We start from the raw sequence: 13,081 nt of genomic DNA, 5'->3' as shown, positions 1-13,081 counted from the left end.
TAGGAAGGGCACCCTGTTTGGGCCTGTCAGATTTTCTGTGTGCGGGTCGGTAATGGCCTGCCATCAGGCAGGCCTTGATTTCACCACGTCGGCCTGATGAACCGATCTCCGTACAGAATCGCAAACTGATTCATAGCATTCTTCCAATCATGAGCCGCTTTTCCCCAATTGGCGGTGATATTTCGTAGTCCCAACCAGATCAACTTTGTCGCCGCATCGTCCGTGGGGAAGTGGCCGCGAGTATTAATGATCTTGCGTAGTTGGGTGTTGATGCTTTTGATGGCTTTGGTGGTGTAGATCACCTTTCGGATCGCTGGCAGAAATACGAAAAACGAAATCACACGATCTCAGACACGCCTTCAAGCCGCCGCTGCCAGCGCTTCTGGCATGTCCTTGAGGCCGCCAGTGACAGCGATGAGCACGTCTTCGACACCACGCGTTTTGAGCTCATTGAAGACCTTTGTCCAGAATGTCGCGTCTTTAGTCGATGGGTTTGTATCTCTGAGCATAACCCCACTACAGAGGAAAGCCGGTGCGCTAGGTTTTCCACAGTCAGCGCGTGTGTGCTTAGAGAATGCTGTTAACGCGCTGGCAGTTTCTTCTCCGGGGCTAGCCTGTACTTGGAGACTGTATAGGTTAGTCGTGATCAATAGAAAAAAAGTGGATTTGCTATGAGTTTTATAATGAAATGCTCAGCGCGAAAAGTAGGTGTGAGCGAATAGCGGCGTGAATTAGTGTTCAGTTGTTATTCCATGCTTTGAGAAGGAGTACAACTGACAAAAAATGCTAGGTGGCACGTTTCAACTAATGCCTTGATATCTATACGCCTGGCATTTTACTAGTAGATAACTCTTGATATTTCTTGATTTTTACCGAACCACCCATCTGGGTTTTCACGCTACCTTATGCCTTCCTTTGAGGGGCTGAACTCTAAAAACTCGGCGCTTACAGCGCGGCAGTTGCAGTGCTCGGGATCTTGAAAAAACTAGCACTTTTAACAGTTGACAATTCTCTTCGCAGCATGCATGTGGGCACGCCTTTCGATTCAAAACTAGCATTTTTACTAGTAGCCAGAAATGAAAACGAAAAATACATTGTCTTGGCGGTTCAAATAGGGCTTCGGGCGTTTCTGGGCACTGGGTTTGCCGGCGACTGGACTCATGGAGTATCAGACTCTCGCTTGCCGACAGTGTGTCAATTGCTGCCCTGGATAATGTAAATCAGGAGACACCAAGCATGAGTGTATTATCCCGGATAACTTCTGCTGCTAGTGCATCCCTATTCGCGGGAGCTTGCCTGGCAGCCCCAACGGCGGATGAGGTAGGGCAACGAGTTGCGACGTCGTTAACCCAGCTTTATAACAATACAACCAAAGACTGCGGCTCACTCTCTCGAGCAGCCTATCTTTGTTCAGGTGTAGTGATTCGCGCAACTTATCCTTCTAATGATTATCATACTTGGGACTACAGCCCTTTATCGGAAAAATCAGGGGCCGTATCGTTTTCTTACTTGAGGAAGGATGCTGAATTCAGAAGGCTGGTGAGTAATCTTAATAGCGGATTTATTTTGTACAATACAGATATTGCCCCGCCAGGGAGGTTGGCGCTTGATTATTTGTGTTACTTCCCCGTTGATGGCGGAACTAACGGGCGAAATAACCGTGGCTGTGGGCAGAGCAATAAAGGCCCCGTGAGTGATCGGTGTGATAAGCAAGGTGTTACTACAGGGGCAGAGTGGTATAACAAATTTAACAAAGAAAATAAAGATAGACTTAGTCAGTGCAGTTTCTACCTTGCCGATGATGCAGCAAGCTACTCGGCCAGCACGTTTTGGGCGGGACTTCAAGGCGGTCGGTTGGCTGTGGACGAGACCATTACACAACAAAACGAACTGCGCATCGCTACTTGGCCAACATCCCCCCGCGGGACGTTTCCCATTAGAGCCTTCTTTTACACCTCAGGGGGGCTGGAAAATGCGAAAGCTGCTCAGTTGGACTATCAGACAACCTCCGGTCATTTTGCACCTATTATCCAACTAACATTGCCAACCCGTTCTGCAGAAGATGCAACTTTCAAATATAACAGTGCTGATCAGGTTGCCGCGCCCAAAGATACAGACACGGCGGAACTGACCAATAAGTGCTCAAGCTATATTCAAAGTGCGAGTTGGATAAAGCGCTACGACCCAGGCACTGAACAGGATGAATGGACGCTTTCATTGGTGCCTACGCCATGCGGCCGAGAAATTAAGGCTGATCAAACACAAGCATTTTACGACGAATTAGTTCAAAAATACGGATCCGATGCAGAGTGGCAGGAAAACGATGGTGGTGGTATGCGTCGGCAATTGGTCTGCCATTTGACGACAACCCGAAGTAAAGAGATGTGGAACCTAGAGCCTTTCCGTCCTGAAGTCTCTCATCAGGATTCCGTGGCCGCAGGTTGCAATGCTATTGCAAAGTTTATTAAGTCGGCCACTTGGATCAATCGATATGATCCTGGTACACAGAAAAATGAGTGGACGCTTTCTGTAGTTCCTAGCGTTCGGGGACGCAACATCACACCAGCAGACACCGATAATTTCTATAAGGAACTGCTTGCTTTAAAAGGGCAAGATTGGCAATGGCGTGACAACGAAAAGTCCTCGGGAAGTATGCGTCGACAACTGGTGTGCCTTGTCGATAATTACCGTAGCAAGCAAGAGTGGAATCTTGAGCCTTTCCGTCCATATGTGACGCATGAGCAGGCCACGGCAAAGCATTGTAATCCTCTTTAACTAAAGAAGCTTGGTTGCCGGTCGGATCGTCAATAAGTGCCGGCTTTTGCGAAATCAAAAATCGGTACTTCGACACCAGTTGACACCTGAACAGGAGCTACAAATGAACTCTAAAATAATGACCTTGGGCGTGCTTTGTACGCTGCCCATCTTCAACGCCTATTCAGATTTACAGACCAAACCTCTGCCTCCGCAAGATACCGTGCGACGGATATTATCCAATTACAACAGTGTAAAAAATGACTGTAAAGAGTCTGATACCGGCGCTGCCCGAGGGCACTATTACTGCAGTGGTGTAAGCATACGCATGGTTAACGACGGTCCCTTCAATCCTTGGGATTATAGCAATTGGGCAATTCAGACGGGAGCCACGTCATGGACATGGTTAAGACGCGATCTAAGTATCACTATGTTGATGCACCCGGCTGGCTTCATTATGCGAAACCCGGCCGACTCGGTTGCACTGAAGCTTCCGGTCAAAGAGGACGGGTTTACCTGCATTTATTCGTTTGATGCGGGTACCGGACCTGACCGAAAATGGTACGGTTGTGGGCAGTCTGGTGCCGGCGTTCCCAGCAATGCGGGAAAGCCGCCTATTAACAACAAGAACGGGCAATGGGCTTATGGTTCTTGTAAAGACCAAGGGGTTAGAACCACTCAAGAATGGATAAATACATACACTACCGGATGGTTCCGTTCTATCCAAAAAGAGCAATGCTCTTGGAGCGCAGAGGATCCTGCCGGCTGGGATGAGATGATTAAGATCCATGAGTATAGAACCAATACGGATTTGCTTAATCCTTACGCAATTAATACCGCTACGAATGAGTTCATGTTGCGCAATGCGTCCGCGACTAACGATGGTTCGCTCAATATGCAATACATAGATGCTTTTGTGTATAACGCAAAAAGCAACTACAACTACCAAACTATGGGGGATACTGCTGCGCAGAAACCTGAGGACGGGCTTACCGTTGCCAGGAACTTTCAGAAAAAGCTTTACGCGAAGGGCTACCACGTTCCGATTATATGGGTAGACTTCACTAAACCCGCTACGGAACGTTTCGGGTATTCAGCTGCTGACCAAGCCATACCTTTCGACACCAGTACTGAAACGGGTGGCCCAGATATTCCAGCAGCTCAATCGGGGACATATATTGCGTCTACCCAATGGGTCGAGCGCTTTGACCCTGGCACGCAAAAAAACGAATGGTCCCTGCAAGTTACTCCCACTGAGCGCGGCCGGAACATTGGCCCTGAAGAGACAGAGGCAATGTACAACGAATTGTGGGTGCGGAACGGCAGCAATCAACAGTGGCAGGAGAACGAGATGGCTAAAGGAAGTATGCGTCGACAACTCGTATGTCTCTTGACGCAATACAGAACTAAAGATCAGTGGTTTCTCGAACCCTTCCGACCTTATGTCACACACGAAGAGTCTGTAGCTGCAGAATGTAACCCCGTCGCTGCTTCAAGCGCTGGCCATTATATCTCGCAAGCTAAATGGGTCCTACGTTTTGATCCCGGTACTGGTAAAGACGAGTGGAGCCTGGAAGTGACCCCAACAGAGACTGGACGGTCAATCAGAGAGGATCAGACCGAAGCAATGTACAATGAATTGGTTGCGCGTAACGGCCAGGACCCTCAATGGCGTGATAATGAAAAGTCTCAAGGTAGTATGCGTCGTCAATTTGTTTGTTTGTTGACTGCATATAGATCCAAGCCGCAATGGTACCTTGAACCGTATCGTCCTTATGTCACGCATCAGGATGCCGTTGCTGCAGGGTGCAACCCCCTATAAATGGCGGCACAGGGGGCTGCGCAGGCCCCCTGTGCACTTTTACGCAGCTTCTTCTTTTGGCACTCCCACTGTGGAGTGTCTTAGTCCTCTCAGGCGAGTCTGTAACATAGGTTATATATTTTTGCAGGTTATATCGCATGGAGCCGGCTGGTCGAGCAATGCTTAGTTGCAGCAAGTGCCGGCTCTTATGAGTGCACCACGCAGCCTGCATTTATAGTGCAGTATTAGATTTTGACTTCAGAACGAAGGCTGCGTGAGCTAATTCTGGCCAGAGGAACAGTTGGGGATCTGATGAGCGGGACCTCAGGGGAGGGGTACCTATTATTTTTGTCAGGTGCGAAGGACATTTTTTAAGGCACTCTCTGTTTATCGATTTTGGCGACCCTTGATAGAGTACTAGGTAGCTAGGCGTTGAAAAAGATCAGTGAAATTCTGTGCATAAAAATCTGTAAAAAGTGAACAAGGATGGGCGGTGGCGTAATGATGGCGGGCTGGATCGACAAATGGTTGTCTATTCTTTACTGCTCGAAACGCTATCTTGCTCAATATATTCTCAATTTTTGCTACGCCTTAGGTAATTCCCAGGAGAGCATCATGAGCGAAATAACCGTTCAGTTGACTATGGTACAAGGAAGTCCGGTATTTTTGTGGGTGGGTGAACAGTATTTTGCTGTGAACACCGACAAAAGCTGGCACATTATTGAGCGCGATAAAAAATTCGGTTTAGCTTTAAACCCATGCCGAATGGCCAAGGATATTCCGGATCTACGGTAAATGCCAAATTTTTCAACGACCAGCTGAACAAAGGCGTGAAAGGTGACATTGTATTCTGGAGTGAGGACGGTTCGGAATATCAAAGAATAAAAAGCGGTTAAAGCAAAGATTTCAGTTTTCAAGTAGGTGCAGAATACAAAGTAGAGTTCTTATCAGTGTTGACCGGCTTGACCGTTATCCATCTAATGGACGATGTAAATTATTGGGCGACGTGACTGGAAGTGGATACACTCAGTACGTCTACAGAGGCGCTGACCTATGCCCTTCTGTCATCAGTAAATGGCGACAAAGTTTTAACCCTTGGTGGTGTCAGGCAGGAGTTGGATAAGACGCACGGCATTCACTACACTAGCATCAGCTCACTCGCTTTTCTTAACGACAAGACAAGTGCCGCTGCAGCGAAACCTTTTCCCAGTGCGATGGATAAAGTGTATTTTGCAACCGCGTGTAGTCTCGTGGCTAATCCATCTCAACGTCAAGGGTGGTCAAACAACAATAATGGAAAGGTATTCAATGATGGCCATGTTACATCTATGCCTTTGGGGGATAAATCGCTTGCGACGTTTGGTGTGGGAGTACATGGATATATTGTTGCCCAATGGGAGTCCGGTCCACGATCGCAATGGTCAATTGACTGGGCCTCGGTATTGATTGGCATTGTATTTAGCAGAAGGGGAGGAACAGAGATGAAACCCACGTAATAGGCAATCAGCGCTATAGGAGCAATGGAATAGTCTGTCGCCGACCAAGCGGATTGGCGACAGACTAAGCGCGTCCACCTACTTGCTCGTAAATATTAATGCTCCTCTAGGGTGGTGAGGTTAAAATCCTACGGCTTCAAATTGTTTCTGTCTGTAACTCACGATCGCCATTCAAAGCTTTATACCCCACCCGCGGCACCCCCGCCAACCTTAGCTCCACCAACGCCTTCAACGACTCCCCACTCCCCAAATACGCATCCCCAAAATCATGCCCCCCCAACGCACTCGGGTGCGCCACCACCTCCAGCAGCCCCTGCGCCGGCGCCAACCCCGCGCGTAAATCCGCAGGCGTGCACACATAATCCGCCGTTGCCCCCGCCAACTGCTTCAAGCGGCGATTAAGCAGCGTCTTGAACACCCGCTTGAGCGGCCCGATGTTGTGCCCCAGGTTACGCGCCAACCTCACCGCCACGCCCTCACGCGCAGCAAACCGGGCCACAATCACCCCGATCGGCCAGATGTTATGCACATGCTGGTGCGAGTCCAGGTGGCTGGGCATCAGGCCCTGGTTCAGGCAGTGCTGCCACTGCGCCTGCAACTCCTGCTCGACCGCTTCGCGCTCGGCCCGGCTCAGGCGCAGGGTGCGTTGCTTGAGGCGCAGGTCGAATTCGCCGTTCGCCGCGCAGAAGCGCGGTTGCTCAAGAATGGCCTGGCTCAAGGGCCGGCCATAGGTGAGGTTGAAGTGCAGGCCGATGCGCCCGCGCAAGGCCGGCAACTGCGCCAGGCTGCAGGCGGCGCTGAAGGCCGGCATGTTGGCCATGGCCGTGGCCGAGCTGATCAGCCCGGCCTGGAAGGCATGCAGGATGACCGCGTTGGTGTGGGCGCTGAGGCCGAAGTCGTCAGCGTTGACGATGACCTGTGAGGGCATCCGGGTTCTCCTGTGGTGAGTCGGGCTCGGCGGGCGTTGCCGAGGGTTTTTGGCACAGGTGCTGCAACTGCGGCTTGAAGCGTTGCCACAGGCGCAAGGCCAGGCCCAGGGCCAGGCCGCTGGGGCGCCAGCTGTAGAAGCTCTGGCGCTGGTGTTCAAGGGTGGCGCTCATGCGTTCGTGCAGTTGATGGCTGGAGTTGTTCAGGCTCACCCGCGAGGCGTCGACCCATTCCCAGCCGTCGTCCAGGCCCCAATGTATCCATTCTTCGAGCAGCACGCGGCCACTGCCAAGTTCGGCATGGGCAGGCACGAAGGCGAGGTTGTAGTCGTACACCCGGCCGCGTTCGAACACCCCCAGGCGGTAGCTGATGCAGCGGCCATCGAGCTCCAGCAGCACCAGGCGCACCAGGCCCTGGGCCGCCAGGGCGGTGAAGGCCTGGTACATCCATTGGCGGCGCAGGCGGCCAGAGAAGATGCCGACCTCGTCGTCGCCTTTCCAGCTGAGGTCTTCGACGGCGCTGATGGCATCGAGCAGTGGCGTGATGGTGTTTGCATCCGGGACAATCCTGCGTACCTGGGCGCCGCAGGCGGCAATGCGCTTGCGCGCGCGGCGCAGTTTGTAGCGCGGGTCGCCGCTGATTTCCTGGCGATCTTCGGGCACGATGCGGTGCACCGGCACCCGGCAGTTCAGGCGCTGTTCATGGGTGGAGCTGCGCCGCGCCCAATGTCTGAGCAGGCTGTGGGCCACCGCGCCGGCGGGCACTTCGTCCAGTTGCAGCAGGGCGTGGGGCAGTTGCTTGCGGATTGCCCGTAGCACCTGCGCGGCCGCCTTGGCCGGCAGGTCGCAGAGCAGGGCGATGCGGTCGCTGAGCGGATAACCCAAATGGCGCACCACCTGCACCGTCAGTGGCCCGAAGCGCTCATGGCTGCGAATCAGCGGCAGGCACAGGCTCAATCTGCCCTGATCGCGGCCCACCAGTACCTGCAACTGTTGCCCGGCTGTCAGCGCCGCTTCCGCCGCACGCAGCCAGTCGAGGTGGTTGAACGGCGTGCTGTCGGCCAGTTGCTGGCGCAGTTGCTCGTAGTCGGCGGCGGGGAAGTCCGCCGCCGCCAACGACGGGTACCACTGCAGTTCAAGGCTCATGGGCTCAGGTCACCGTGGCCGGGGCCGCGCTGGCTTCAGGTTTGCGCAGGGCCTCCAGGCGCGATTCGCTGTAGCGCGTTTCGCGGAAGAACTTCCAGCGCCCGAACAGGCAGTACACGTGCATGATCCGCCCCTGTTCCTTATAGCCCATGCGCAGGTGCAGCTTAAGCGCCGGGATGTTGTGGCTCTCGCACACGTCCACCACGGTGTCGCAACCCTGGGCAGCCATGGCTTTCCACAGCTCCAGCTGCACGTCGACCGACAGTTGCGAGCCCCAGTAGCGGCGGATCATTTCGCCTCCAAACTCGAAGAACTGCCCAGGCTCCACCGGGAACCAGCAGCCGTAGTAGTGGCGATCGTGGTAGTGGCGCAGGCTGCCCCAGATAAACGCCACGGTGTCGCCGGCGTCATCGAGGAACATCAGCCCGGTGTGGCCTTCGCCAGCCAGCTCGCGCATGGTCTCGATGCGCTCGCCAAAGTGTTTGGCGAAGGCCCGCACGTTGTGCACGGTGATGGTTTCGACGCGCAACGCCGGGTAGGGTTTGAGCTTGTGCGGCGGCACGGGGCTGACCAGGTCACGCTCCATCCACAGCAGTTCCCAGTGGTAGAACAGGTAGCGCTTGACCCCAGCGCGAATAGTATTGCGCAGTCCTTTGCGCTTGATGCGATCCTGGATTTTGCTCAAAGCACTCATGGTGCCTCCTGTTGCTGGCAGGTGAGGTGCGCGCTTATGACGCGCTCCAGGTCAGGGCGAACAGGGTCTGCCCCGGTAGTTGAAACTGAATACGGCCGCGTTCGCAGGTAAAGCGCGCGCTGCGTGGTTGGTTGTCGGGGCCAAACAAGGTCAGGGCGCCTTGCGGGCAGCTTTGCTCGGTGGCCAGGCTCACCTGCTGCAGGCGCTCGCCCTTGTTCACCCCGAGCAGGCTGCGCTGCTTGCCGCGGGCCATGGCCAGGGCATCGACTTCGAAGGCGTCGTTGTCCAGGGCCAGCACCTGGTCGAGCCAGTGCTGCTGGATGAACTGCTGGGCCAGGCCCACGGGCTTGAGTTCAAAACCGTTCTCGCCCAGCACCCGGACCATGCCCTTGGGCCACTCGGGCTCATCGGCAACGTGGAACCAGTTGAGCATGTCGAGCAGGCCGTCCTGGGAAGCGTTGATCACCACCGAGGCCCACCACAGTGCGGTGAAGTGGGTTTCCTGATCGTAAGGGCTCAAGGTCGAGCCGCTGGAGACGTTAGTCTGGTCGAGCAGCAGCGCCTTGTTCGGCCGGCCTTGGGCATCGAGGCCGACCAGGTCTGCGGCCTGGCGTACCGAGTCGCGGTAGCTGCGGGTGGCCAGCAGGTCGCGGACCATCCATTCGTGCCAGGCCAGGGCGTCGATCTGCTGGCCGTGGTCTTTGAGCAGGCGCCGCGCCCAATCGAGGCCGATGCGCGTTTCGCTGCTGCTGTGCAGGGGGCCGTTGACCAGCCGCGAGCTTGCCGGCATGGCGATGCGTACCCCGGCCTCGCGGGCCCCTGGGCTGTGTTGCACGTGCTCGGCCATGGCCTGGAAGTAGCGGCTGAAGCTCGGGTAGTCGCTGTAGTTGAGGTTCGGCTCATCGGCGAAGGCCAGGTAGTGCAGGGTGCTGCCGCCCAGGCTGCGGGTGGTGTTGAGCCAGTCGTCGAGGCCGTCGTTGCTGGTGCGGTTGGCGGCCAACACTGACTCGCGGCCGGTGCCGGCCAGCAGGGTGATGTCTTGTTTGATCGCATAGCGTTGCTGGTAGAAGCGACGGAACTCATTTTCGTAGCCGGGTTGGCGCGCCAGCAAGTCGGCAAAGCTGTAATAGCCGGCGGCTTGCGGGCGCAGGGCGTCGAGCGCGGCATAGCTGGAGGGTGGCGGCAGCACATAGGGCAGGTTGACGCCCAGGTCCGGGGTACGGCCCAGCACCTTGTGGCCCAGGGTTAGCATGACCTTGCCCTCGGCGTTGTGCAGCGGCCCCAGTTGTTCGGCCTGTTGGGCGAACAGGTTGGCGCTGCCGTCGAGCCAGAACGCTGCCTTGCCGCGGCCTTGCAACTGCAGGCGGAAGGTTTGCGCGTGACTGGACACCGGCAGCGGCAAACGATCGAACTGCCAGTAGGCCGGGTAGGGCTTGAGCGCCAGGCTCAGTTGCTGGTTATCGCCCAGGCGCTGCACCTGCAGACCGCGCACGCCGCCGTGGTATTTACCGGCCAGGGTGGCTTTTTCGCCCGCGGGCACACGAAAGTACAGCTCCACATTGGGCCCGACTTCGGCACTGAAGTGCACCTTGGCCGGGGCGAACAGGGCGCGGGTGCTGTCGGCGTGCTCGATGCGATACCGCCTGAAGCTGTAGCCGGGGATTTCCAGCTGGTAGTCGCTGGTGCTCGCCGCCAGTGGCCATTGCACCCGGCCACGGGGTTCATTGGCCTTGATCGGGCGATCGGCCTGCAAGTGGCCCTGGCCATTGAGCAGGAAGATGTGTTCGGGGTTGGCGTCGGCCTGCCAGGCCGGTTGCCAGCTGACCGTCACGGTGTCGGCCTTGGCCGCCTGCAGGTACAGGCTGCCATCGCGCAGGTCGCCCCAGTGCAAGGGCACAGCCTGCACGCTGGCGCTCAACAGCACGCCGCTCACCACCAGGGCCATGGGCTTCATGCTGGCCGCCGTTGCAGCATCTGCCGCAGTGGCGCCAGGTCGCTGGGCAGTACCAGCAAGGTTTGCCAGAACGCCACGCGACTGAGTTTGCAGTACAGCAGCAACATCGCCAGGGTCACCGCCAGGTAGGCGATGGACGAGGCCATGGCGGCGCCGACGATGCCGTAGGCGGGAATCAACAGCATGTTGAGCACCAGGTTCAGTGCCGCGCCCAGGCCCATCATCAGCGATACCGTGCCGGGGCGGTCCTTGCCCAGCAAGTCGAGGCGCAGGATGCTCGCATAGCACAGGCCGAACAGCCCCGGCAGCAAGGCCAGCAAGGCCGGGTAGGCCGGTTGGTATTCGGCGCCGAACAGGGTGACGATCAGCCACTCGCCGATCAGCGCCATGCTCAGGCAGGCGCCGAGCATCACCGTGGCGGTCAGGCGCAGGGCCAGCGGGGTGAGCTTGTCCATGCCGGCGTCCTGCTGCAGCAGGCGCTTCATCAACGGCGTGGTCACCGCTTCAGGGACGATCAGCAACAGTTCGGCCGCCGCGCTGGCCATGGCATAGTGGCCGAGGGCGGCGCTGCCGAGCATGGCGCTGATGAACAGGTAGTCCGAGCGCAGGATCACTTGCTGGAACAGCACGTCCGGGTGGCTTTTTGCGCTGTACGAGAGCAGCTCGCGCTGGCCGCTGCGATCCCAGCACAGGCGGATCGAGTGCTGCTTGCCGAGCCAGTACAGGCCCAGCAGCACCACCAGGCTCAGGCCCAGCAGCCAGCTGATCAGCGCCGCTTCCAGCGCTGCGCTCTGCCACATCCAGAACATCCCGACAAACAGCAGCAGCGGCACCAGCGACTCGGTCAGGCGCAAGGCGTTGAAGGCGCCGACGCCGCCGGTGGCGTTGTGCAGGGTCAACAGGCCGCTTTTGAGCACCGTCAGCGGCACCGCCAGCAGCAACAGCCAGGCCAGCAGGCCGAGCTGGGTGGTCACTTCAAGTTCGTTGCCGAACGCCCGGGCCAGGGCCACGCAGATCAGGGTCAGGGCGCCGGCCACCAGGCAGCCGTAGATCAGCACCTGGCTGAGCAGCAGGCCCATGCTGCGCTGCTTGGCCGCCTGGTAACCGACGGCGGTGTTGAGGCCGCCGCTGGTGGCGGCGCTGATCAGGTCGGGCAGGGTACTGAGCAGGGCGAACAGGCCGCGCTCGCTAGGGCCGAGAATGCGCGCCAGCAGCACGTTGCGCATCAGCCGCAGGGCGATCATCGCCAGGCGCGTGCCCATGCTCAGCAGCAGGTGGCGAACATAGTGGCTGCGGCTCATGGGCGGCCCCCGCGGCTGATCCGCCAGGCCAGCAAGGTGGGCCGGCTGGCGGTGCGCTGGCTGACGCTGATGCGTGGCAGGGCCAGGGGGTCGTCATGGCCCTGGCAGATCCCCGGGCGGGTGCTCAGGGCAAACGGGTAGCAGTGCGCCGCCAGGCGCTCGCGCACCCGTGCATCGTGGTCGCCGTTGGGGTAGCAGTACACTGGCAGCGGCTGCTTGCAGCCTTGTTGCAGGGCGTAGTGGCTGCGGCTCAGTTCCTCTTCCAGGCGCTGGTCGTCCAGGCCCGGCAGCAGCGCGTGGCTGGCACCGTGGGGGCCGAAGCTGATCAGCCCGGAGTTTTCCAGGTGGCGCACCTGGTTCCAGTCCAGGGCCTGGGGCAGGGATTCGGCCGGGCAGGCATCGGTGAGATGATGCAGGGCGATCGGGCTCAGGGTCTTCAGGCTTTGCAGGTATTTGCCCAGGGCCCTGCTGCGGGCATGGGCCTGTTCGTTCATGAAGTAGGCGGCCGGCAGCGGCCTGCCGATCTTGCGCAACTGCTCGATCAGCGCCCGGCGGGAGATTTCGCCATGGGTGCCCCAGAGGGTTTCGCCCAGGCTTTCCCACCAGAAGCGCTGGCGGCTGCCGATGTAGTCGGTGGACAAAAAGATGCTCGCCGGCACCTGGTATTGCTGCAGCAGCGGGAAGGCATTCAAGGCGTTGTCGCGCCAGCCGTCGTCGAAGGTCAGGGCGACCTTGGGGCGGCCGCCGTTGCGCGGCTGCTCGTGGGTTTTGAGCAGGTCCATCAGGTGCACGCAGTCAAAGTGACGTTGCAGCCAGCGCAGCAAGCGCTCAAAGGCCTGGGGGCCGACGCACAGTTCGTTGCGATGGGGCAGGGCGGCGCTGCTGTCCTCGGCCAGCACCCGGTGCAGCATGAGGATCACCCCGGCGCCGCGCAATTGGCTGCGACCCTTGGGCGAATTGAGGTACAGCCAACCGCTGGCACGCTTGATACTGGTTTTTATCGGCATGT

Annotated in this window: 10 protein-coding genes and 1 pseudogene; 4 read left to right on the top strand and 7 right to left on the bottom strand. The window is 57.6% G+C overall.

Annotated features, from left to right (window positions below; genetic code table 11):
- Positions 1-80: 80 nt before the first annotated feature.
- A pseudogene (locus tag PspR32_RS14055) lies at positions 81-488 on the bottom strand (transposase); the annotation flags it as partial.
- A gap of 748 nt (positions 489-1,236) precedes the next feature.
- On the opposite strand from PspR32_RS14055, the gene PspR32_RS14050 reads away from it, so the two are divergent.
- The 4 genes from PspR32_RS14050 to PspR32_RS14035 all read left to right on the top strand — a co-directional run bounded on the left by PspR32_RS14050 (position 1,237) and on the right by PspR32_RS14035 (position 6,051).
- On the top strand, positions 1,237-2,775 hold the full coding sequence (locus tag PspR32_RS14050) for a DUF2599 domain-containing protein (RefSeq protein WP_159388726.1): 1,539 nt from the start codon (positions 1,237-1,239) through the stop codon (positions 2,773-2,775).
- Positions 2,776-2,878: 103 nt separating this feature from the next.
- On the top strand, positions 2,879-4,576 hold the full coding sequence (locus PspR32_RS14045; RefSeq protein ID WP_159388725.1) for a DUF2599 domain-containing protein: 1,698 nt from the start codon (positions 2,879-2,881) through the stop codon (positions 4,574-4,576).
- A 594-nt stretch (positions 4,577-5,170) separates the two neighbouring features.
- Positions 5,171-5,350, top strand: a complete 180-nt coding sequence (locus PspR32_RS14040) for a hypothetical protein (protein WP_159388724.1) — start codon at positions 5,171-5,173, stop codon at positions 5,348-5,350.
- Between the two features lie 221 nt (positions 5,351-5,571).
- The gene (locus PspR32_RS14035) at positions 5,572-6,051 is read left to right on the top strand and encodes a hypothetical protein (RefSeq protein WP_159388723.1); all 480 of its coding nucleotides are present in this window, start codon (positions 5,572-5,574) and stop codon (positions 6,049-6,051) included.
- Positions 6,052-6,187: 136 nt separating this feature from the next.
- On the opposite strand, the gene PspR32_RS14030 is transcribed toward PspR32_RS14035, so the two are convergent.
- The 6 genes from PspR32_RS14030 to PspR32_RS14005 are packed head-to-tail and all read right to left on the bottom strand — an operon-like array spanning position 6,188 to position 13,079.
- A complete protein-coding gene (locus PspR32_RS14030; protein ID WP_159388722.1) occupies positions 6,188-6,979 on the bottom strand; it encodes a carbohydrate deacetylase in 792 nt (263 codons plus the stop codon).
- Entirely contained in the window at positions 6,951-8,123 is a 1,173-nt protein-coding gene (locus PspR32_RS14025) for a GNAT family N-acetyltransferase (protein WP_159388721.1), read from the bottom strand. Before PspR32_RS14025 ends, PspR32_RS14030 begins: the two co-directional genes overlap by 29 nt.
- 4 nt (positions 8,124-8,127) lie before the next feature.
- Complete coding sequence (locus PspR32_RS14020; protein ID WP_010220527.1) at positions 8,128-8,817, bottom strand: GNAT family N-acetyltransferase; 690 nt, start codon at positions 8,815-8,817, stop codon at positions 8,128-8,130.
- A gap of 34 nt (positions 8,818-8,851) precedes the next feature.
- Positions 8,852-10,771, bottom strand: a complete 1,920-nt coding sequence (locus tag PspR32_RS14015; protein ID WP_159388720.1) for a hypothetical protein — start codon at positions 10,769-10,771, stop codon at positions 8,852-8,854.
- On the bottom strand, positions 10,768-12,072 hold the full coding sequence (locus tag PspR32_RS14010; RefSeq protein WP_100783107.1) for an oligosaccharide flippase family protein: 1,305 nt from the start codon (positions 12,070-12,072) through the stop codon (positions 10,768-10,770). The genes PspR32_RS14015 and PspR32_RS14010 overlap by 4 nt, the downstream gene beginning before the upstream one ends.
- Entirely contained in the window at positions 12,069-13,079 is a 1,011-nt protein-coding gene (locus PspR32_RS14005; protein ID WP_010220530.1) for a polysaccharide deacetylase family protein, read from the bottom strand. Before PspR32_RS14005 ends, PspR32_RS14010 begins: the two co-directional genes overlap by 4 nt.
- Between the last annotated feature and the right edge of the window lie 2 nt (positions 13,080-13,081).

It is taken from the genome of Pseudomonas sp. R32 (assembly GCF_009866705.1).
Lineage (GTDB): Bacteria > Pseudomonadota > Gammaproteobacteria > Pseudomonadales > Pseudomonadaceae > Aquipseudomonas > Aquipseudomonas donghuensis.
Note: the sequence above shows the minus strand (reverse complement) of the source record. Positions and strands in the feature narration are given on the sequence as shown.

Excerpts from the sequence above, each read along its gene's own strand:
- PspR32_RS14040 (WP_159388724.1), top strand. The coding sequence starts at position 5,171 with ATGAGCGAAATAACCGTTCAGTTGACTATGGTACAAGGAAGTCCGGTA.
- PspR32_RS14010 (WP_100783107.1), bottom strand. The coding sequence starts at position 12,072 with ATGAGCCGCAGCCACTATGTTCGCCACCTGCTGCTGAGCATGGGCACG.
- PspR32_RS14020 (WP_010220527.1), bottom strand. The coding sequence starts at position 8,817 with ATGAGTGCTTTGAGCAAAATCCAGGATCGCATCAAGCGCAAAGGACTG.
- PspR32_RS14030 (WP_159388722.1), bottom strand. The coding sequence starts at position 6,979 with ATGCCCTCACAGGTCATCGTCAACGCTGACGACTTCGGCCTCAGCGCC.
- PspR32_RS14025 (WP_159388721.1), bottom strand. The coding sequence starts at position 8,123 with ATGAGCCTTGAACTGCAGTGGTACCCGTCGTTGGCGGCGGCGGACTTC.
- PspR32_RS14045 (WP_159388725.1), top strand. The coding sequence starts at position 2,879 with ATGAACTCTAAAATAATGACCTTGGGCGTGCTTTGTACGCTGCCCATC.
- PspR32_RS14015 (WP_159388720.1), bottom strand. The coding sequence starts at position 10,771 with ATGAAGCCCATGGCCCTGGTGGTGAGCGGCGTGCTGTTGAGCGCCAGC.
- PspR32_RS14050 (WP_159388726.1), top strand. The coding sequence starts at position 1,237 with ATGAGTGTATTATCCCGGATAACTTCTGCTGCTAGTGCATCCCTATTC.
- PspR32_RS14005 (WP_010220530.1), bottom strand. The coding sequence starts at position 13,079 with ATGCCGATAAAAACCAGTATCAAGCGTGCCAGCGGTTGGCTGTACCTC.